The sequence below is a fragment of the Sphingosinicella sp. YJ22 genome (assembly GCF_011320075.1).
Classification (GTDB): Bacteria; Pseudomonadota; Alphaproteobacteria; order Sphingomonadales; family Sphingomonadaceae; genus Allosphingosinicella.
In genome coordinates this window covers 27501-46214 of record NZ_JAANPA010000024.1, presented here as the reverse complement: position 1 = coordinate 46214, position 18714 = coordinate 27501, and the positions used below count along the sequence as shown (strand labels likewise).

The 18714-nt window shown below is 68.4% G+C and carries 23 protein-coding genes and 1 other RNA gene (1 of these 24 cut by a window edge); 15 read left to right on the top strand and 9 right to left on the bottom strand.

Annotation, left to right across the window (positions count from 1 at the left end):
* The first annotated feature begins 311 nt into the window (after positions 1-311).
* Together G7B71_RS09845 and G7B71_RS09840 are read left to right on the top strand one after the other, a co-directional pair.
* Positions 312-566 carry a type II toxin-antitoxin system ParD family antitoxin gene (locus G7B71_RS09845; protein ID WP_166040349.1) on the top strand — a complete coding sequence of 85 codons (255 nt, stop codon included), beginning with the start codon at positions 312-314 and terminating at the stop codon, positions 564-566.
* Positions 563-859, top strand: coding sequence for a type II toxin-antitoxin system RelE/ParE family toxin (locus G7B71_RS09840; protein ID WP_166040347.1), 297 nt, complete (start codon positions 563-565; stop codon positions 857-859). The genes G7B71_RS09845 and G7B71_RS09840 overlap by 4 nt, the downstream gene beginning before the upstream one ends.
* 737 nt (positions 860-1596) lie before the next feature.
* On the opposite strand, the gene G7B71_RS09835 is transcribed toward G7B71_RS09840, so the two are convergent.
* Positions 1597-1995 (bottom strand): hypothetical protein, encoded by a 399-nt coding sequence (locus G7B71_RS09835; RefSeq protein ID WP_166040345.1) that lies wholly within the window; start codon positions 1993-1995, stop codon positions 1597-1599.
* Positions 1996-2262: 267 nt separating this feature from the next.
* Here G7B71_RS09835 and G7B71_RS09830 point away from each other — a divergent pair, with 267 nt between their 5' ends.
* Together G7B71_RS09830 and G7B71_RS09825 are read left to right on the top strand one after the other, a co-directional pair.
* Positions 2263-3027 carry a hypothetical protein gene (locus G7B71_RS09830; RefSeq protein ID WP_166040343.1) on the top strand — a complete coding sequence of 255 codons (765 nt, stop codon included), beginning with the start codon at positions 2263-2265 and terminating at the stop codon, positions 3025-3027.
* 350 nt (positions 3028-3377) lie between these two features.
* Complete coding sequence (locus G7B71_RS09825; protein ID WP_207774765.1) at positions 3378-3839, top strand: response regulator; 462 nt, start codon at positions 3378-3380, stop codon at positions 3837-3839.
* Here G7B71_RS09825 and G7B71_RS09820 read toward each other — a convergent pair.
* The gene (locus G7B71_RS09820; protein ID WP_166040341.1) at positions 3811-4152 is read right to left on the bottom strand and encodes a hypothetical protein; all 342 of its coding nucleotides are present in this window, start codon (positions 4150-4152) and stop codon (positions 3811-3813) included. The two genes, G7B71_RS09825 and G7B71_RS09820, sit on opposite strands and share 29 nt — an antisense overlap.
* On the bottom strand, positions 4149-5642 hold the full coding sequence (locus G7B71_RS09815; protein WP_243406191.1) for a phospholipase D-like domain-containing protein: 1494 nt from the start codon (positions 5640-5642) through the stop codon (positions 4149-4151). The genes G7B71_RS09820 and G7B71_RS09815 overlap by 4 nt, the downstream gene beginning before the upstream one ends.
* A gap of 92 nt (positions 5643-5734) precedes the next feature.
* On the opposite strand from G7B71_RS09815, the gene G7B71_RS09810 reads away from it, so the two are divergent.
* Positions 5735-6469 carry a CDP-alcohol phosphatidyltransferase family protein gene (locus G7B71_RS09810; protein WP_166040339.1) on the top strand — a complete coding sequence of 245 codons (735 nt, stop codon included), beginning with the start codon at positions 5735-5737 and terminating at the stop codon, positions 6467-6469.
* A gap of 81 nt (positions 6470-6550) precedes the next feature.
* Positions 6551-7240: a hypothetical protein gene (locus G7B71_RS09805; RefSeq protein WP_166040336.1), complete on the top strand. Its 690-nt coding sequence runs from the start codon at positions 6551-6553 to the stop codon at positions 7238-7240.
* On the opposite strand, the gene G7B71_RS09800 is transcribed toward G7B71_RS09805, so the two are convergent.
* From G7B71_RS09800 to mscL, 3 genes are all read right to left on the bottom strand, one after another.
* Positions 7237-7518 carry a hypothetical protein gene (locus tag G7B71_RS09800; protein ID WP_166040334.1) on the bottom strand — a complete coding sequence of 94 codons (282 nt, stop codon included), beginning with the start codon at positions 7516-7518 and terminating at the stop codon, positions 7237-7239. The genes G7B71_RS09805 and G7B71_RS09800 overlap by 4 nt on opposite strands.
* 175 nt (positions 7519-7693) lie before the next feature.
* Positions 7694-8038: a transfer-messenger RNA gene (ssrA, locus tag G7B71_RS09795) on the bottom strand.
* A complete protein-coding gene (gene mscL, locus G7B71_RS09790; RefSeq protein WP_166040332.1) occupies positions 8025-8474 on the bottom strand; it encodes a large conductance mechanosensitive channel protein MscL in 450 nt (149 codons plus the stop codon). The genes ssrA and mscL overlap by 14 nt, the downstream gene beginning before the upstream one ends.
* Positions 8475-8544: 70 nt before the next feature.
* Between mscL and G7B71_RS09785 the strand changes: the two genes are divergently transcribed.
* From G7B71_RS09785 to G7B71_RS09765, 5 genes are all read left to right on the top strand, one after another.
* The gene (locus G7B71_RS09785; protein ID WP_166040329.1) at positions 8545-9159 is read left to right on the top strand and encodes a LemA family protein; all 615 of its coding nucleotides are present in this window, start codon (positions 8545-8547) and stop codon (positions 9157-9159) included.
* A 10-nt stretch (positions 9160-9169) separates the two neighbouring features.
* Positions 9170-9973 carry a TPM domain-containing protein gene (locus tag G7B71_RS09780; RefSeq protein ID WP_166040359.1) on the top strand — a complete coding sequence of 268 codons (804 nt, stop codon included), beginning with the start codon at positions 9170-9172 and terminating at the stop codon, positions 9971-9973.
* Positions 9973-10650: a hypothetical protein gene (locus tag G7B71_RS09775; protein WP_166040327.1), complete on the top strand. Its 678-nt coding sequence runs from the start codon at positions 9973-9975 to the stop codon at positions 10648-10650. The genes G7B71_RS09780 and G7B71_RS09775 overlap by 1 nt, the downstream gene beginning before the upstream one ends.
* Before the next feature lie 8 nt (positions 10651-10658).
* Entirely contained in the window at positions 10659-11174 is a 516-nt protein-coding gene (locus tag G7B71_RS09770) for an NUDIX hydrolase (protein ID WP_166040325.1), read from the top strand.
* Positions 11175-11241: 67 nt separating this feature from the next.
* The gene (locus tag G7B71_RS09765) at positions 11242-11592 is read left to right on the top strand and encodes an endonuclease domain-containing protein (RefSeq protein WP_166040323.1); all 351 of its coding nucleotides are present in this window, start codon (positions 11242-11244) and stop codon (positions 11590-11592) included.
* Positions 11593-11655: 63 nt separating this feature from the next.
* Here G7B71_RS09765 and G7B71_RS09760 read toward each other — a convergent pair whose 3' ends face one another.
* The gene (locus G7B71_RS09760) at positions 11656-11934 is read right to left on the bottom strand and encodes an ETC complex I subunit (RefSeq protein WP_166040320.1); all 279 of its coding nucleotides are present in this window, start codon (positions 11932-11934) and stop codon (positions 11656-11658) included.
* 86 nt (positions 11935-12020) lie between these two features.
* Between G7B71_RS09760 and G7B71_RS09755 the strand changes: the two genes are divergently transcribed.
* From G7B71_RS09755 to G7B71_RS09740, 4 genes are all read left to right on the top strand, one after another.
* Entirely contained in the window at positions 12021-14264 is a 2244-nt protein-coding gene (locus G7B71_RS09755) for a molybdopterin cofactor-binding domain-containing protein (RefSeq protein WP_166040318.1), read from the top strand.
* 112 nt (positions 14265-14376) lie between these two features.
* The gene (hemH, locus tag G7B71_RS09750; protein ID WP_166040316.1) at positions 14377-15384 is read left to right on the top strand and encodes a ferrochelatase; all 1008 of its coding nucleotides are present in this window, start codon (positions 14377-14379) and stop codon (positions 15382-15384) included.
* Positions 15385-15417: 33 nt separating this feature from the next.
* Complete coding sequence (gene phbB / locus G7B71_RS09745; RefSeq protein WP_166040314.1) at positions 15418-16140, top strand: acetoacetyl-CoA reductase; 723 nt, start codon at positions 15418-15420, stop codon at positions 16138-16140.
* Positions 16141-16289: 149 nt separating this feature from the next.
* Positions 16290-16523: a ribbon-helix-helix domain-containing protein gene (locus G7B71_RS09740; protein ID WP_243406190.1), complete on the top strand. Its 234-nt coding sequence runs from the start codon at positions 16290-16292 to the stop codon at positions 16521-16523.
* Here the strand turns inward: G7B71_RS09740 and G7B71_RS09735 are convergent.
* Both G7B71_RS09735 and G7B71_RS09730 read right to left on the bottom strand, forming a co-directional pair.
* Positions 16474-17994 (bottom strand): oligosaccharide flippase family protein, encoded by a 1521-nt coding sequence (locus G7B71_RS09735; RefSeq protein WP_166040312.1) that lies wholly within the window; start codon positions 17992-17994, stop codon positions 16474-16476. The genes G7B71_RS09740 and G7B71_RS09735 overlap by 50 nt on opposite strands.
* Positions 17991-18714, bottom strand: partial view of a glycosyltransferase gene (locus tag G7B71_RS09730; RefSeq protein ID WP_207774764.1) — the 3' portion only. 272 nt of this gene lie beyond the right edge of the window; only the last 724 of its 996 coding nucleotides appear in the window; the start codon falls outside the window, past its right edge — the gene reads right to left on this strand; its stop codon occupies positions 17991-17993. Before G7B71_RS09730 ends, G7B71_RS09735 begins: the two co-directional genes overlap by 4 nt.

Below are 18714 nucleotides of genomic sequence, written 5' to 3'. Positions count from 1 at the left end.
CGCGGCGGCCGTGGCGGCGGTGGCGGCGACCGCGAACGTGGCCCCCGTGGCGGCGGCGACCGTGGTCCCCGTGGCGAGGGCGGCGACCGTCCGCGCCGTGACCGCGACGGCGGCGGCAACGACGACGGCCCCGCGCCCGAGTTCGCGCCGGCCTTCCTGACCGGAGACCGCGACTAAGATTTCAGCCCTACAAGGCCGAAACAGAGAAGGCCCCGCGAGCGATCGCGGGGCCTTTTTGCTGCTGCGGCTAGCCCCGCGCGTTTGATAATAGTTCATAAAAGCTCTATAGGAGCAGCAGCAACGGAGGCCGTATGATCAGTGCCGATCTCGGGCAGCTTGAATCTTTTGTCGCCGACCTTGTCGAGAAGGGCCGCTACAATTCCAAGAGCGAGGTGCTTCGCGAAGGCGTGCGCCTGATCCAGGAGCGAGAGCGCCGTCTTGCCGCGCTCGATGCGTCGATTGCGCGCGGCCTTGCCGATGCCGACGCCGGCCGCACCAAGCCAGCCGAAGAGGTGTTCGACCGGCTCGAGCGGAAATACCGGGCGATGGCGCGCGGCGGGGAATGAGGGTCCGCCTGACGGCCGAGGCCGAGCGGGACCTCGAGACGATAGGCGACTGGATCGTCGCCGACGACTGGGAGCGGGCGGTCAGGTTCGTCGGGGAATTGCGGGGCGCCTGCCTCGGCCTGGCCGAATTCCCGGAGCGCTTTGCCCTGGTGCCGCGGTACGAGGATCGGGGCGTCCGGCACCGTGTCCACGGCAACTACCTGATCTTCTATCGGGCCGAGCCTGACGAGGTGGTCGTGCTTCACATCCTCCACGGCGCAATGGACTATTCCGGCATCCTCTTTCCGGAGTGACGGGGTGGCGCGCGCCCCGTCCCTGCCGTGACCGCCCTTCGACAGGCTCAGGACAGGCTGTCGGCGGCAACGACGACGGCCCCGCGCCCGAGTTCGCGCCGGCGTTCCTGACGGGGGATCGCGACTAGCAATCAGCCTTTCAAGGCCGAAACAGAGAAGGCCCCGCGAGTGATCGCGGGGCCTTTTTCGTCGTGCTGCGGCCTGCGGGGGCGGATCGTGGGAGGAACGGCCGGGCTAGCTAAGGCAGTCGCCACACGAGCATGTGACCTCTTGAGCTAGTCGCCTTGCGACAGCCCCTGACCGTTGTAGTTTCAGATAGAATTGCGGCGGGTGGAACCCTGTCGAAACTCCCCTGAGAGTGTTCAGCGCTACCGGGCTTCGAAGATGATGCACGTGGTCTAAGACCAGTGCCGAAGCCGTCTCCGCCGATCCGACGTAGGAGTAGAATTCCGCAGCAGTGAGGCCCAGTTCGGTTTCGTGCCGAGCCCATAATTCGGCGGGTGGAAGTTGATGAACCCGGTCCAAAATGGCTAGGGCGCGAACCGAGGCCGTAGGGGCCTTCTCGTATATCCAAACACGTGTTCTTGGGCCTACCTTCGGTGAGCGCCGCCGAAGCTCAACCCGTTTATACGCCGGTTCGAAACTGGCTAGTTGCTGCTTACCTCTAAATGCCCCCGGCTTCGCTTCTAGCCTCCTCAAAAAGAAAGCCGGGCGGAAGCCCGGCTTTCTCTCGTCAATCAGTCGATATCGAGGATGACCGTTGGACGTGCTTTGCCGCCCGCCTTCAACCATGCGTTCTTGCGCCACTTCGCAGCGCGGTGAGAGATGCCCATCGAAATGGAAGCCGCGCGGACGCTCGAGTCATGATCGAACAGCCGATAGATAATCTCGACACCACGCGGAGACAGGTTCACGCCAATCTTGTTCTGAGCCTCTCGGCACTGATCCAAAGTAGGCTTCGTCTTGGCGATCGGTGTGACGGTGGGCGCCTGTGAGGACGGATGCGCAAGAGCTTCAGCAAACACCTTGGCGAGGGTGGCGCTGTGCTGCGCGATTTCGGCAGCGGCCTTAACAATCCCGTCCGCAGCGGCCAGCGCGGTCGCCATTGCGGTGGTGTTCAGGTGGACATTCTGCATTTTTCATCTCCCGTTGGGAAACCGAGCTTTCGCCGAACTTCTGTCAGGCAAAGGCTCGTTGAGCCCACGTGGCTCGGACACGATATTACGAGGGGGTGGTATAAAGGTCAACAGTATATACCACCCCTGTGTTTCCGTAGGCGCACTTTCCTACAGCCCTCGGTTTGCCATATCTGAATTGCCTCCGAGGAGCGGGAGGCGAAATCACGTGCAGGCAAGAAAGGGCGTCCTCCGACAGGCTCAGGATGAGCGGACGAGGGTGGTTCGATGAGCGCAAAGTTCAGCGCGGCGCGCAGGGCGGCCTTCCTCAAGGCGCTCGCCGAGACCGGCAACATCACCGTGTCGGCCGAACGCGTGAAGGTGTCGCGGTCGTGGGTGCGGTTGCATCGCTCCACCGATGCCGGGTTCGACTCGGCGTGCCGGGCGGCCGTCGCGGAGGCTCGGGACAGGCTGGGCGGGCATGGCGCGCGGCGGCCGCCCTCCGGCTGGGGGTTTGCTGGCGGGGAGGAGCTGGTCGTCAGAGGCACCGGTGGGTCCCGCCCTTCGACACGCTCAGGACAGGAGACCGGGCGGCGGGTGCAGGTGGCTCGGGCCCGGCTCAAGCAATGGACTGGGCGGGCCGAGCGGCGCTTTCTCGAGGCGCTCGCGGCGACGTGCAACGTCAAGGCGGCCTGCGCCGAGGTGGGGCTGACCCCGGCGTCGGCCTACGCCCACCGCAATCGCTGGCCCGCCTTCGCGCGGCAGTGGGACGAGGCGCTCGAGACCGGCGCCCTGAAGCTCGACCTGGCGATCATCGAGACGGCCAAGAACATCTTCTCCGACGCTCCCCCCGATCTCAGCCTGCCGATCCCGGACATGACCTTCGACCAGGCGATCCAGGCGCTTCGGCTGCACCAGCGGCGGCTGTGGGGGACCGGCGGGCGGCCAGGGCGGCTGCCGGTCAACGAGCCGGATATCGAGGAGGTGCGGGCGGAGGTGCTGCGCAAGGTGGCGGTGATGGAGAAGGCGCGGGCGCGGGGGTGGCGGGGGTGATGTGGGGGCGAGGGGTAGGGCGGCCCGCTGGCCTTCGGCGGCGGCACCGGCGTGCTGCTCGCTGCGCTTCGGGTAGGGCCGTCACGGGAGTGAATCCCGTGACGTCAGTCCTGTCGCCTTTCAGGCGCAGGCTGGCCGGCCCTTCGCGTGCCGCTTGCTTCGCTTGCGGCACCGGCGCGCTGCTCCTTGCGCGCTTCGCGCTCAGTCGCTGCGCGCCTCGCTTCGGCGTTAACCCTCTTTCCGAGAAACCTTTAGAATTTCAGATGGTTGGCATGTGTTCGGGGCTGATCAATGTGAAGATCGGCGGCTTACCTGACCGAAACTCCGATTGCGGCACGCGGGAGAGTGGGATGGCGGAAGCATCTGAAATCAAGGTAATGGTCGTCGAGGATTATGAGGGCATGCGGATGCTGATCCACCGCTGCCTCACCCGCCTGGGCATCCCCAACGTCCGCCTCAAGGCGAATGCCGAGGAGGCGCTCGCGGCGCTGCGCACCGAGCGGTTCGACCTGATCATTTCCGACTATCAGCTGGGCGGCCCGGATGGCCTCGAGCTGCTGAAATGCGTTCGCGACAATCCCGCGACGCGCGACACCCGCTTCATCATGCTCAGCGGATCGGACGACCGCGAGCTGGTGCGCGAAGCCATGGCGCTGGGCGTCGACGAATATCTCACCAAGCCGGTGGCGCCGAGCCGGCTCAGGGAGACGATCAACCGCATGTTCGGCGCGGACCGTGCCGACGCCGGAGACCGCGCGGATCGCGGCCCGCGGCTCTGGCTTGCTACCGGGACGGAATGGCGCGCAGCCTGAAGCCCGAGACGCTGCCGTTATAGGCGCAGGTGAAGCCGCGCCTTTCGCCGCCGTCCTGGACGGTGCCCCACACGGTGACCCTGCCGCCGCGGCCCTGCTCGGCATCGATGATGTGGACGGCGCCATGCTGGGCGGCGCGCGCCCGGCACGCCTCGCGCGCGGCGGCGAGCAGGTCGGCGCTGTAGGCGACTTCGCGCGGCGACGGGCTGGCGGCGCGGACCGCGGCTCCGACCACTCCGGCGGCGATGCTCGCGGCGCAGCCGCTAAGCGCGAGGCTGGCGACGAGCAGCAGAGGCAGGGCGATCCTGGTCATCGACGGCGGCTTCCCCTCTCGCCGCGCCGCCGCGCTCGGGCGAGCAGGCCGGGGCGGGCGATCGGCTCGAATTCCCCGTTCGCGCTCTCCGGGTCAAGCAGCTCTTTCTCGACCACGGCGCGCTCGACCTTGTTCGGCGTCTTCGGCTCCAGCGGAACCAGCCGGCGGCCGGTGTCGCCGCGCAAGCGATCGATGGCGCGGATCAGCGAGCCGGTCTCGGCGAATGCCGCGGCGACGGCCTCGGCGGTCTTGCCGAGATGTTCGGCGAGGAGGTCCGAGCGAAGCATGGCGATGGTGTCGCCGGCCTCGGCGTTCGAAGGCAGGCCGGCGTCGATCATCAGGTCGCATTCGCTGTCGAAGCCCATCGACCGGTTGTTGAGGTTGGCCGAGCCGACCCGCAACTGGCGGTCGTCGACGATCATGATCTTGGAATGGACGTAGATGTCCTCGCCGCCCTCGGTCACCGGGGAATAGATTCGAAAGCGGCCGTGGCGGTCATGCTCGCCGATGAGCTCCATCAGCTCGGCCCTGGCGGGGCTCATCACCTCGTCGTCCAGCCAGCCGGAGCCGGTGCGCGGATTGACGATGACGAACTCGGGCGGGTCCGGCTCCTTGAGGCGCTCGACGATCGCCTCCGCGATGACCCGCGACGCGAAATACTGGTTCTCGGCATAGATGAAGCGCTTCGCGCCCTTGATCATCTCGACGAACAGGTCCTCGATCTCGCGCACCGACTTCTGCTCGCCATATTCGGAGCGGGTGCGGGCGATGGCGATGTCGACGTCGCGGAAGTGCGGTTCCAGGCCGTCGGGCCAGGGGCGGTTGGCGGACTGCGGCGGATCGATCGGCTCGCCGCCGGCGGCCTTCCAGCGGTCGCGGGCGAGCGCCCCGAGCGCTTCGGCGACCTTGCCGTCGACTGCCATCGTCGCGTCGTGCCACGGATCGTAGCGCCGGTGGGTCGTCGGCCGCTTGCGGTGCTCGTCCTCGTCGCAATGGCCGCGCGTGTCCCAGCGGTCGCCGGTCATGTCGATGCCGCCGCAGAAAGCGAGGGCGTCGTCGATGACGACGATCTTCTGGTGATGGCTGGCGCCGGCGGCGTGGGCGCCGTCGAGCTTGAAATGGACGTTGGGGTTCCTCACCCAACGCGCGACGCGCAGCACGGTGGTGCCGCGGGCGAGCAGCTGGATCGCGCCGACATCCCATTTGAGGATGTAGATCTCGAGCCCGGGCCGCTCCTTGGTGAGCCAGGAGATAAAGGCGCCGAGCTCGGTCGGGGCGCCGTCGTCGGCCTCGTAATCGAGGCAGATTCGGGTGTCGAAGTCCCAGCCGACCAGGAGGATCTGCTTCTGCGCTCCGCACATCGCCTTGCGGGCGAGGCGGAAATAGTCGGCCGCGTCGACGATGAGAGAAGCGCGGTGCGCGCGGGCCACCCGCCAGCAATGGCGGTGGAGGTCGGACAGGAGCTTCTCGCTGGAGGGTACGCTGGTCACGATCGCTGCAACGTCGCAACCGCGTCTAGGTTTCGGCAGCGAAATGGCTCATTTTCGGAACGATGATCATTTCGCTCTCGTTGTTCTGAGCCATGGGTGACGAAGGGCCTGCGGCCACTCCAGTCCGGCGCGCGGCGGCATGGGCCGTCCACGCCTTCACAGCGAGCGGCGCGGTCCTGGCGCTGCTCGCTCTGTTCGCCATCCAGGGGCATCGCTGGACCGAGGCGATGCTGTGGCTTCTCGCCGCCCTGATCGTCGACGGAGTGGACGGCAGCCTCGCCCGCGCCGCGCATGTGAAGACCTTCGCGGCGCGCATCGACGGCGACGTGCTCGATCTCGTCATCGACTATCTCAACTATGTGTTCGTGCCGACGATCTTCATGCTGGAGGCGGGGCTGCTGCCCGCCGGGCTGGCGCTGCCGCTCGCCGCGCTGATCCAGGTCTCGGCGCTCTACGTCTTCGCCCGGCGCGACATGAAGACGGCGGATTCCTATTTCCGCGGCTTTCCGGCCTTGTGGAACGTCGTCGCGCTCTACCTCTTCGCCGCCGGTGTCGGCGGGACCGTCGCCGCTGCGGTCGTCTCCGCCTTCGTCCTGCTCACCTTCGCGCCGATCCATTTCGTCCACCCGTTCCGAGTGCGCGACTATGGCGCCTGGCTGCCCGCGCTCGCCTGCCTGTGGGCCGCCGCCACCTTCGGCCTGCTGTGGGGCCCCGGCCCGGCGCTGCGCTCGGCCTTACTCGTCCTGTCCTCGGTGGCGGGGCTCGCGATCGTCGCCATGGGCCTGTGGCGGACGTGGCGCGGAGCCAGCTCCGCGCCCGCCGGATGACCAGCGCCCGTTAACGCTGCCGGGCAGCGCGTTCTTAACCACGCGGCCGCTACAAGCCCCCCAATTTCCGGGGAGGCGAGCATGAAGGGTGCGGTGTTCGGGACCATGGCGATGTGCGGGATGGGCGGCGCAGCCTATTATGGCGTCGGCACCGGTCCGAACGATTATGTCGGCACGGTCAACAAGGCGCCGGACTCGGTCTACGCCGCCTTCGCCTCGGCGATGGGGCCGGAAGGGATCACCGCGCTGCCCTCGCATGACGGCTGGCCGGCGCGGCTCCAGCAACGCGTGACCAAGACCCCCGGCGAGGAAGTCCGGATCGAGTTCATCGTCGACAATGCGCCGCTCGCGACGATGGAGATCGACTTCGCCGCCGAAGGGCCCGCCGCGACCCGCGTCGCCGCCGAAATCGACATCGACGCGGCCGCGCTCGCCTCGCTCGCCTCGCTCGCCGACGCCGGCCCCGGCGACTCGATGGCGTTCATGGCGATGGGCGACGGGATCATCGACATGGCCTTCGCCGAGACCATGGCGGAGCTGGTGCAAGACGTCGAAAAAGGCCAGCCGCTGACCAGCTTCGCGGTGCTCAGCCGGAGCTGGGGCCACAGCAATTCGCGAATCCAGTCGCGGTCGAACCGGCCGGGCGACTATCGCGGCGAGCGGATCCGGCCCGACGCGACCGCGCGGCCGATGGTCGATCCCAACGCCGCGGCGCGCAGCCACCGCAACGGCGCCAGCGGGACGGCGTCCGGCGGCTGGGGCACCAACTAGCGGCTGGGATTGGCCGGCGGCTCGGCCGGCTCGGCTTCATTGCCGGCGGCCTGGTTGAGCAGCTGGTTGCGGCTCTCGAAGATCGCCTGGGTCTCGTTCTCGAGCGCGCGCTCGATCGCGCTCGTCCGATTCTCGGCCTCGGCGGCGATATCGCGCGCCATATTCTCCATGCGCTCGGCCTGATCGCCTGCGTCGTTGGCGAGCGGCTCGGCCTCGTTGCCGTTGTCGGCGCAGCCGGCGGCGAGAAGGGCAAGAAGAAGAATGGCGGATCGGCGCATAGGTTCGTCTCCCGGGCCTTTTCGATAGGCAAGCGCGAGAAGGAAAGGAAGGGCAGGGCCCCTTCGGCTGGCTGCTTGCAGCAGCCGCTCAGGACATGCTTCGACAAGCCCAGCCTGATCGGTCTCTGTGGGGGAGAAGTGGGGAGCTTCTGTTGCCCGGTGCTCCCCGTACCGCTGGAATCCGCTTCTGTTGCCCGGTGCGGCCCGAACCGCGCTTTTGTCCAATGTAACTTAGTCCGTGAGGACCTTGTTACGCGGCAATCGCGAGCGCCTCGTTATCGTTGGCACTTGTATATGGGCCGTCACGGTGGTCCCATTCCGAGCGAAAGCACGCGCTTTTCAACACACGTCGATCCTGGTTCGGCCCCATCAGAGATCCCCGCTTTCACGGGGACATGTGGTGGAGCCGCCGGGTACTGCCCCCGGGTCCGCTGCGCCTATTGAACGCACGCGTTTATCGCCATAGCCGGGCGAACCCGGCACGAAGAGATATAGGCGTTTTCGCCTTAATGTGAAGTGGACGGAGCCGCCCGGCCGGCGCGCAGCTCGTCGCGAATCTCGCGGAGAAGGGCGATCTCGGCCGCCTCGGCCGGAGTCGCTGCCTCCTTCTCCCGCATCGTTTTCTTCAGCCGCTGGATGACCAGGTAGATGATGAAGGCGACGATGAGGAAGTGGACCGCGGCGCTGACCAGGGTGCCGTAGCCGATCATCGGCACGCCGGCTTCCTTCAAGGCCGCATAGCTGTTGGGATCGCCGCGGTAACTGGCGGGAATGTCGCCCAGCAGGATGAAGTAGCTCGAGAAGTCGGCGTCGCCGATCACCGCGCCGATGACCGGCATGATCACGTCCTCGGTCAGCGAGGTGACGATCCCGGTGAAGGCCGCGCCGATGATCACCGCGACCGCGAGATCGACGACGTTGCCGCGCATGATGAACGCCTTGAACCCGGACAGCATGGCTTCCCTCCCCGTTGCGGACGGCGGGTGGCCGCCCTAATCAGGCGGGACCATAACACAGGAGCGTGAGATGACCCGCTATCGCCTGTTCGCGGCCTTCGCGCCGGTCCTGCTTCTCCTCACCGCCTGCGGGGTCAACTCGATCCCGACCGCCGAGGAGCAGGCCAAGGCCAAGTGGGCCGACGTCCAGGCGAGCTTCCAGCGCCGCGCCAACCTCATCCCCAACCTGGTCGAGACGACCCGCGCTGCGGCGGCGTCCGAGCAGGCGATCCTTCAGGGCGTCACCGAGGCGCGCGCCAACGCGACCCGAATCACGGTCACGCCCGACCAGCTCACCGATCCGGCGGCGATGCAGCGCTTCTCGGAAGCGCAGAGCCGGCTGTCGGCGGCGATCATCCCGCTGCAGCGGCTGCAGGAGGCTTATCCGAACCTGCAGAGCCAGCAGAATTTCGCGACCTTGATGCAGCAGCTGGAAGGCACCGAGAACCGCATCAACGTCGCCATCCGCGACTATAACGAGGCGGTGCGCGGCTATAATACCGAGATCCGCACCTTCCCCAGCGTGATCGGCGCTCGGGTGATCTACGGGTCGCAGCCGATGGTGCCCTACCAGGCGGTGACTCCGGGAGCCGAGGTCGCGCCGACCGTCAATTTCGACCGCCCCGCCGCCGGCAACAGCCAGTAAGTTCGTGGCGCTGTTGCGCGCCTTGCTGATCGCGCTGGCGGCGCTGATCGCGCTGCCCTCGGCGGCGCAGAACTTCCCCGCGCTCAGCGGCCGCGTGGTCGACCAGGCGAACCTGTTGTCGCCGGAGCAGGAAGCGGAGCTGGCCCGGCGGCTCGAGGCGCTGGAGCGACAGAACGGCCGCCAGCTCGTCGTCGCGACGGTCGCCGACCTCGAAGGCTATGACATCGCCGATTACGGCTACCAGCTCGGCCGCCACTGGCGCATCGGTCAGGGCGAGGCGAATAACGGCGTCCTGCTGCTGGTCGCGCCCAACGAGAAGAAGGTGCGGATCGAGGTCGGCTACGGGCTGGAAGGCATCGTCACCGACGCGCTCGCCTGGCAGATCGTCCGCGACACCATCCTGCCGCGCTTCCGCGCCGGCGACATGCCGGGCGGAATCATCGCCGGCGCCGACTCGCTGATCCAGCAGCTCCAGGCGCCGCCCGAGGCCGCCGAGCAGCGCGCGCTGGAGGCCGCGGCGGCGCGGCAGCGCGAGCAGGCCAGCGACGGCGGCGGCGATTCGATCTGGCCGATGCTGATCGCGATGTTCGTCATCTTCTTCGTGGTGTTGCCAGCGGTCGGCGTCGGCGTGGGACGCGGCCGCCATTACCGCCGGCGCGGCGGCGGGCTCGGACCGGTCATCCTGTGGGGCCTCGCCAGCGGCATGAGCGGCGGCGGGCGCAGCTGGGGCGGTGGCGGCGGAGGCTTTGGAGGGGGCGGCTTCTCGGGCGGCGGCGGCTCGTTCGGCGGCGGCGGAGCGTCGGGAGGATGGTGATGCGCCCGACCCTGAGCGACCAGGACCATGAAGAGGTCAGCGCCGCGATCGCGGCCGCGGAAGCCGGCACGTCCGGCGAGATCGTCACGTTGGTGGCCCCCTGCTCCGATCCCTATCGTGACGTCGCCGCGCTCTATGCCGCCGCGGCGATGCTGGTCGTGCCGGCGAAGCTGGCGCTGCTGCCGCAGGGCTGGATCGACTGGGCGTCGGGCGTCGTCCTCGGCTGGAACCCGGAATGGGAGCGCGGAGCGCTGATGCTCGCCATCCTGCTGTTCCAGCTGATCGCCTTCGGCCTCGTTCGGGCCATCCTCCTCCACCGCCCGCTGCTGGTGGCGCTGACCCCGCGCGGAGTGAAGGCGCGGCGGGTGCGCGGCCGCGCGGTCGCCCATTTCCGCGCCGCCTGCGAAGGCCGCACCGCCGGCCGCACCGGAATCCTCATCTACCTGTCGCTGCTCGAACGGCGCGCCGAGATCGTCGCCGATCAGGCGATCGCCTCGAAGGTCAGCGGCGAAATATGGGGCGAGGCGATGGCGGCGATGGTCGACGAGATCGGCGAAGGCCGAGTCGGCCACGGCATGGCGCTCGCGGTCGAGAAGGTCGGCGCGGTGCTCGCCGAGCATCTGCCGCGTTCCACCACCGACACCAACGAACTTCCGGACCGGTTGATCGAGCTATGAGAGACGATATGGACTTGCCCGAGGACGTGGTCTGGGAGGGGCGCTTCATCGCCGCCAAGCGCCGCGGCAAATGGGAATATGTCTCCCGCACCCGCAACATCAGCGCCGCGGTGATCCTTGCGGTCCACGAGGGCGAGGTGATCCTGGTCGAGCAATATCGCGTGCCGATCCGCAGCCAATGCCTGGAATTGCCGGCCGGCCTGGTCGGCGACGACGGCGCCGAGGAGGAGGCGGAGGCCGCGGCGATCCGCGAGCTGGAGGAAGAGACCGGCTACCGGGCCGATCATATGGACGTGCTCGGCCGTTTCCATGCGTCGCCCGGCATGTCGTCCGAAGGCTTCACCCTGCTGCGGGCGACCGGTTTGACCCGGGTCGGCGAGGGCGGCGGAGTCGAGGGCGAGGACATCGTCGTCCACCACGTCCCGCTCGCCGAGGTGCCGGCCTTCGTCGAGGCGAAGCGCGCCGAGGGCTGCGCGATGGACGTGAAGCTGCTGCTGATGCTGGGCGGTGGATGGTTGAAGTAGAATAATCCTCCCTGTCCCTGCGCGAGCAGGGATGGGGAGGGGGACTGCCGAAGGCGGTGGAGGGGCAATGCGGGCAACGAGCAAGGCCACCGTCGAAAAGGCGCGTTCGCTGCGCCGAGCGCTCACGCCTCCTGAAATCGCACTATGGCAATATCTGCGGAATCGTCCGGGCGGTCTGAAGTTTCGCCGGCAGCATCCAATCGGTCCATTCGTCGCCGACTTCTATTGCCCATCCGCCAAGCTGATCATTGAGGTGGATGGAGTCGCGCACGACATGGGCGATAATCCCGCTCGAGATATCGAGCGAAACGCATGGTTCGTGGCGAAGGGTTTTCGGGTCCTGCGCGTGCCTGCGACAGAGGTGAAGGCTGACGTGCAGGCCGTTGCGACCGGGATCATTGCAGCGGCCGGCGCCTAGCCCCTCCACCGCCTTCGGCGGTCCCCCTCCCCATCGCCTTCGGCGACAGGGAGGATTTTCAAGTTACCTGAAATTGTCGGCGTAGGCCTGGAGGTGGAGCTTCTTCTGCGCCGGCGGCAGGACGTGGGCGTCGATGCCGTAGCGGTCGGCATAGGCCTTGGCCGCGTCCACGCTCGGGAAGGTCAGGCGGACCTGCTCCTGGGTATCGGCGCCGCCGGCCCATCCCATCAACGGGTCGGCGCGGCGCGCGGAGCCGCTCTCGAACTCGAGGATCCAGCGGCCCACCCGGGCCTTGCCGGACTGCATCGCGTTCTTTTGTTCCTGGAAGATTCGAGCTGCCATGCGCGGCACCTGCCCAATCGGCGAGGCGGAATCAAGGCCGCGCCTCCTCTAGCGGCGAGACTCAAGCCTCTCTATCAGACGTGACGATGGCGAGAGCGAAGCGGCCGGCGCGGGGGGAGAGACGGGGCATCAGCCGGCGCACCCTGCTCGTCGGCGGCGGCGTCGGCGTCGGGCTGGCGATCGCCTGGACTTTGTGGCCGCGCCATTACGAGCCCAATGTCGCGGCGCGGCAGGGCGAGACCCTGCTCAACGCCTTCCTCAAGATCGGCACCGACGGGCACGTCACGGTCGTCGTGCCGCAGCTCGAGATGGGCCAGGGGGTGTTCACCGCGCTGCCGCAGATCCTTGCGGACGAGCTCGGCGCCGACTGGCGCATGGTCGGGGTGGAACCGGCACCCTTGAGCCCGCTCTACGCCAACCAGCTGCTCGCCGCGCAGCTCGCCGACGGCGCCGTCCCCGAGCTGCTCGCCGATGTCGGCCGCTGGACCGCCCAGGAAGTCGCGACCCGCGAGGCGCTGATGATCACCGGCGGGTCGACCTCCGTCCGCGCCTTCGAGCCGCGGCTGCGCGAGGCCGGCGCGGCGGCGCGTGCCTTGCTCAGCATGGCCGCGGCGCGGCGCTGGGGGACGGACTGGGCGACCCTCGACACCCACGACAATTTCGTCTGGTTCGGGCAGGAGCGGCTGCCGTTCGGCGAGCTGGCGGTGCCGGCGGCGACCGAGGAGGTCCCGTCCGAGCTGCCGTTTCGCGCCGGCACCGAGCATCGCATCACCGGCCTGCCCAAGGAGAGGCTGGACGCGCCGGGCAAGGTCGACGGCTCGGCGCTGTTCGCCGCCGACATCCGCATCCCCGACCTCATCTATGCCTCGGTCGAGAGCGGCCCGCCCGGCGCCCGGCTGCTCAGCGTCGACCAGGCCGCGGCCGAGGCGATTCCCGAGGCGCAGATCGTCCTCACCAATCCGCGCTGGGTCGGTGCGCTCGCCACCAACAGCTGGGCAGCCGACCGCGCCGTCGCCGCTTTGTCGTCGCGCTGGGAGGTGCCGGGCCGGCTGCCCGACACGACCAGCATCGAGGTCGCTCTCGGCAACGCGCTCGACCGCGGCGAGACCGAAGCCTTTTTCGAGGCGGGCGACCTTGCCGGGCCGTTCGCCGTCCAGGGGCCGTCGGCGCGCTATGCGGCCGCGCCGGCGCCGAGCGCGCCGCCCGAGACCCTGACCGCGACCGTCCGAATTGCCGGCGGCCGCATGGAAGTGTGGGCGCCGACCCAGGCACCGGGGCTGGCCCGCGCCGCCGCCGCCGGGGCGGTCGGCTTCGCCGAGGAGCAGGTCACGGTCTATCCGGTCCAGGCCGGCGGCGGATATGGCCGAAAGCTGGAGATGGACGCGATCGTCCAGGCGGCGGTCATGGCGCATCATAGCGGGCGGCCGGTCCAGCTGACCTGGTCGCGGCTCCAGGACATCCGCGCCGACCGGCCGCGGCCTCCGGCCATGGCCTTCCTGGAGGGGCGGATCGCGCCCAACAGCACCATCGCCGGCTGGCGCGCGCGCATCGCCGCGCCCAATGCCTGGGGCGAAGTGGCGGAACGGACGGGGCTGAGCACGCGGCTGTTCGGTGCCGAGCGCAGCGCGATGACCGGCGCTCAGCCTCCCTACCAGATCCCGGCGATCGCGATCGATCATGTGCCGACCGACATCGGGGTTCCGACCGGGGCGTGGCGATCGGACGCGCTGAGCTACACCACCTTCTTCAACGAGAGCTTCGTGGACGAGCTGGCACGGGCGGCCCGGCTGGAGCCCCTGTCGTTCCGTATCCAGATGCTGGGGCACAATCCGCGCCTCGCCCGAGCGCTCACCACCGCGACCGCGCTCGGCGGCTGGGATGGCGGGCCGGCGGGAAGCGGGATGGGGCTGGCGGCGCTTCAGGCGTTCGGCTCGTGCATCGCCACCCTGGTCGAGATCGAAGTCGGGGCGGATCAGCAGATCCGCGTGCTTCGCGCCGTGTGCGCGGTGGATTGCGGGCGCGTGGTCAATCCGGAGCTGGTCAAGCAGCAGGTCGAGGGCGGCCTCATCCACGGAATCGCCGCGGCGCTCGGGCCGAAGCTCGATTATGCCAACGGCCGGCCGACGGCGCGGACGCTCGGCGATCTGGGTCTGCCGACCCTGGCCAATTCGCCCGCGATCACGGTCGAGCTGATCGAGAGCGACGAGGCGCCCGGCGGAGTCACCGAGCTCGCAGTGCCGACCGCGGCGCCGGCCATCGCCAACGCGCTTCATTCTCTCACCGGCGAGCCGGTAAGGCGGCTGCCGCTTCGCATTGGAGGTGGCGGATGAGGGGAGACCGTCATTCCAGCGAAAGCTGGAATCTCCCTGGCTTGGAGCGGATGCGGGGAAGAAGAAGTGAGATCCCAGCTTTCGCTGGGATGACGTTGGGGGTGTTGAGACTGTGACTATGCCGCCTGACCACCCCGCCATCCCGGACCGCAAGGTCGGCGTGCTGCTGATCAACCTCGGCACGCCCGAGGATTCGACGCCGAAGGCGGTGCGGACCTATCTCGCCGAGTTCCTGTCGGACCGGCGGGTGGTCGAGATCCCGCCGCTGGTGTGGCAGCCGATCCTGCGCGGCTTCGTGCTGACCACGCGGCCCAAGAAGTCGGCCCACGCCTACCGGCAGGTTTGGACGGAGGAAGGCTCGCCGCTCGCCGCGATCACCAAGGCGCAGGCCGAAGGGCTCAAGGATGCATTCGGACCGGGCGTCGTGGTCGACTGGGCGATGCGTTATGGCCGCCCGGCGATCGGCGACCGGATGCAGGCGCTGAAGGACGCGGGCTGCGAGCGCATCCTGCTCGCGCCGCTCTATCCGCAATATTGCGCGGCGACGACGGCGACCGCCAACGACCAGGCCTTCCGATCGCTCATGGCGATGCGCTGGCAGCCGGCGGTGCGCACTCTTCCGCCTTATCATGACGACCCGCGCTACATCGCTGCGCTGAAGGAGACGGTCGAAGCTCAGCTCGCCGATCTCGACTTCACGCCGGACGCGCTGATCGCGAGCTTCCACGGCATGCCGGAGCGCACGCTTCGCCTCGGCGATCCCTATCATTGCCATTGCCAGAAGACCGGCCGGCTCCTCAGCGAGGCGCTCGGCCGCGAGGTGAGGGTGACGTTCCAGTCCCGCTTCGGCCGCGCGAAATGGCTGGAGCCTTATACCGACGCGGCGCTCGGCCGGCTGCCGGGCGAGGGCGTGAAGAAGGTGGCGATCCTCGCGCCGGGCTTCTCGGCCGATTGCCTCGAGACTCTCGAGGAGTTGGCGATCCGCGGCGAGGAGCAGTTCCTGGCCGCGGGCGGCGAGGCCTTCGCCTACCTGCCCTGCCTCAACGCGACGACGACCGGCATCGCCATGCTGCGCGCCGTCATCGGAACCGAACTTGAAGGCTGGGTGTCTCGCCCATAGAGGTCGACTCATAAGACAGGTGGGAGAGAGAGAATGGCGCGTGTCGCGATCGTCACCGGCGGAACCAGGGGAATCGGCGAGGCGATCAGCCTCGCGCTGAAGGCACAGGGCGTCACCGTCGCCGCAAACTATGCCGGCAATGACGAGCGCGCCCGCGCCTTCACCGATCGCACCGGCATCAAGGCCTATAAGTGGGACGTCTCAGACTATGACGCCTGCGTCGCCGGTGTCGCCCAGGTCGAGGCCGAGCTCGGCCCCGTCGACATCGTGGTCAACAATGCCGGAATCACCCGCGACGGCACGATGAAGCGGATGGACCGCAAGGCCTGGGACGAGGTGATCGATACCAATCTCGGCGGCTGCTACAACATGGCCAAGGCGGTGTGGGACGGTATGAACCAGCGCAAATATGGGCGCATCGTGAACATCGGCTCGATCAACGGCCAGGCCGGCCAGTACGGCCAGGTCAATTATGCCGCGGCCAAGTCGGGCATCCACGGCTTCACCAAGGCGCTGGCGCAGGAAGGCGCGCGGGCCGGGATCACGGTCAACGCGATCGCTCCGGGCTATATCGACACCGACATGGTCGCCGCGGTGCCCGCCGACGTGCTCGAGAAGATCGTCGCCAAAATCCCGGTCGGCCGCCTCGGCCGCGCCGAGGAGATCGCGCGCGGAGTCACCTTCCTGTGCGACGAGAATGGCGGCTTCATCACCGGCTCGACGCTGAGCATCAACGGCGGCCAGCACATGTATTGATCCCGCGCAGCGGGAATAAATTGGTTCACGCGGAGGCGCGGAGACGCGGAGGAAATGGTGAGCGAGGCGCCTCCGCGTCCTCTTCTTCCTTCTCCGCGCCTCCGCGTCTCCGCGTGAAAATGATTCCGCCGTTGGCGGGAGGGAAGGCGATGGGTCCGGTCAAGCGCTCCGTCATGATTGCCGGGCACGCCACGTCGATCAGCCTGGAGCCGGTGTTCTGGGAGGCGCTCAAGGCGGCGGCGGACGAGGAGCGGGTGCCGCTCTCCGCGCTGGTCGCTCGGATCGACGCGGAGCGCATCCAGCAGGCCGACCCGCCCAACCTCGCCAGCGCGATCAGGGTGTGGCTGTTCGAGCGGCGCGCGCCGGGAGCAGGTGGGCGATGAAGGCGGCGATCTCGTCGCGGACCGGATGGCGCACCACGAACAAGGCGCCGAACCAGCACAGGGCGCCGGTGCCGACCGAGGTCAACAGCCAGGTCACGGGCAGGGATTCGGGCGGCGCTATAAAGACGTAGGCAAGGAGCACGGGGGCGATCGCCGCGGCGGAAACGGCGAGGCTGCGGACGTAGACGTCGAGCAAGGCCAGCCATTTGAGGCCGATCAGGTCGCGCAGCAGCCAGGCGTAGATGAACCACCAGGCGAAGCCGTAGGCGATTCGCGACGCTGCCGCGGCCTCGAGGCTCCACAGCGCGCCGAGCAGGAGCAGGCCGATGCTGATCGCGGTGTCGAGGATGTTGAGGACGAGCAGCCGCTTCATCCGGCCGAGCAGGATGGGGAGCTCCATCTGCAAGGGAATCGCGGTGAAGAAGAATTCGGACAAGGCGATCAGCGCGAGCAGCGGGGCGACCTCCTGCCAGCGCTCGCCATAAAGGAGCAGCACCATCGGCAAAGCGGCGGCCGCGAGGAAGGCCATCGCCGGCCAGGTCACGGCGGTATAGCCGGACACGACCCGCAGATAAGGCGGCGCCAGATCCTCGCCGCGGTCGCGAAGCCGCGCGAAGGCCGGGTAGAAGACGGCGCCGACGGCGCCGGTCAGTAGAGTGACGAGCTGGGCGGCGAGCGAGGAGGCGCGGCTGTAGAGGCCGGTCGCGGCGATGCTGACGATTCGGCCGACGATAAGATCGGGGGTGCGAACGCCGATCGCGCCGCTGACATAGAGCGCCGACATGCCGGTGCCGAAGCCGAGGATCGGCCGGATGCCCGAAGTGGTGAGCGGCCAGGTCGGGCGGTGGCCGGCGAGCGCCATGCCGAGAATCGCCTTCATGGCCTGCTGGGCGACCGTGCCCCAGGCGAGCGACATCGCCGATTCGCCGGCCGCCGCAGTGGCGAGCGCGGTGCCGCCGCCGGCAAGCGCCGCGCCGACATTGACGACGAACAAACGTCGAAAATCCATATCGCGCTGGAGGAGGGCGCTCGGGACGATCCCGAACGGCACCAGGCAATAGGAGCTGGCGATCACCGCCATCACCGGGAACAGCCGCGAATCGCCGTAGAATTGGGCGACCGGCCAGGCGAGCGCGAGGATGACGAGGCCGATTCCCAGGGCGACGATCAGGGAGACCGAGAAGCAGGCGCGGATCTTGTCCTCGCCCAGCTCCGGCTCGCCGGCGACGTAGCGGGTGATCCCGAAGTCCTGGAGGACCGAGACCAGCATCGCCGCGGCGAGAGCGATCGAGAACAGGCCGACTTCCTCGGGGCCGAGGAAGAATCGGGAGATGAGGACGCTGACGATGAAGGTGATGGCGAAGGACGCATATTGCGCCGCCATCGACCACAAGGCCGCGCCGCGGACCGACTGACCCCTGGCCGACTGACCCTTGGCCGACTGGCCCCGGCCGCCCGACGCCCCGGTCATGGCGTCGCCAGCGCGGCGGCGAGGCGCGCGGCGCGCACCGGTTCGCCGAATCGGACGAGGCGCGCGGCGGTCTTCCACATTCCCGCGCGCGCCCCCTCGCGCGCGTGAGCGAGGACGAGGTCGTAGCCGTCGCCCTTGAGCGCGACCGGCGAGTAGACCAGGCGCGGAGCGACGATCTCGCGCACCTCGCGCGACACCCCGGCGCGGCCGAACAGCGAATCGAGCTCGTCGACCGGCGGCAGCGAATCGAGCCCGTCGATCGGATCGGGCCGCCCGGCCTCGCGCTCGACATGGGCGAGCCAGGCGATCGCGGCGCCGAGCGCCTGGGCATAGATATGCTTCTCGCTGACCTGGCTGTCGGAATAGCGGTAGAGGAGCAGCCGATCGGGCAGGCTGCACAATTTGGTGCGCTCGGACAGGCGCAGCCACAGATCGTAATCCTCGCAATGCCTGAACGCCGCGCGGTAGCCGCCGACGGCGCGCACCACCTCGGTGCGAATCATCGCCGAGGGGTGGCAGAGCAGCGGCTTGTCCTTGAGCGCGTCGCGAAAGCCGTCCCAGTCGGTCGGCTGGTCGGCGTTGAGCCAGCTCTCGCGGCCGTGCTCGTCGATGTTGACGGTGAGGGTACCGACGACGCCGAAGTCCGGATTGGCCTTCAGGAAGGAGGCCTGCTTCTCGAATCGCTCGGGCCTGGAGATGTCGTCGCCGTCCATGCGCGCG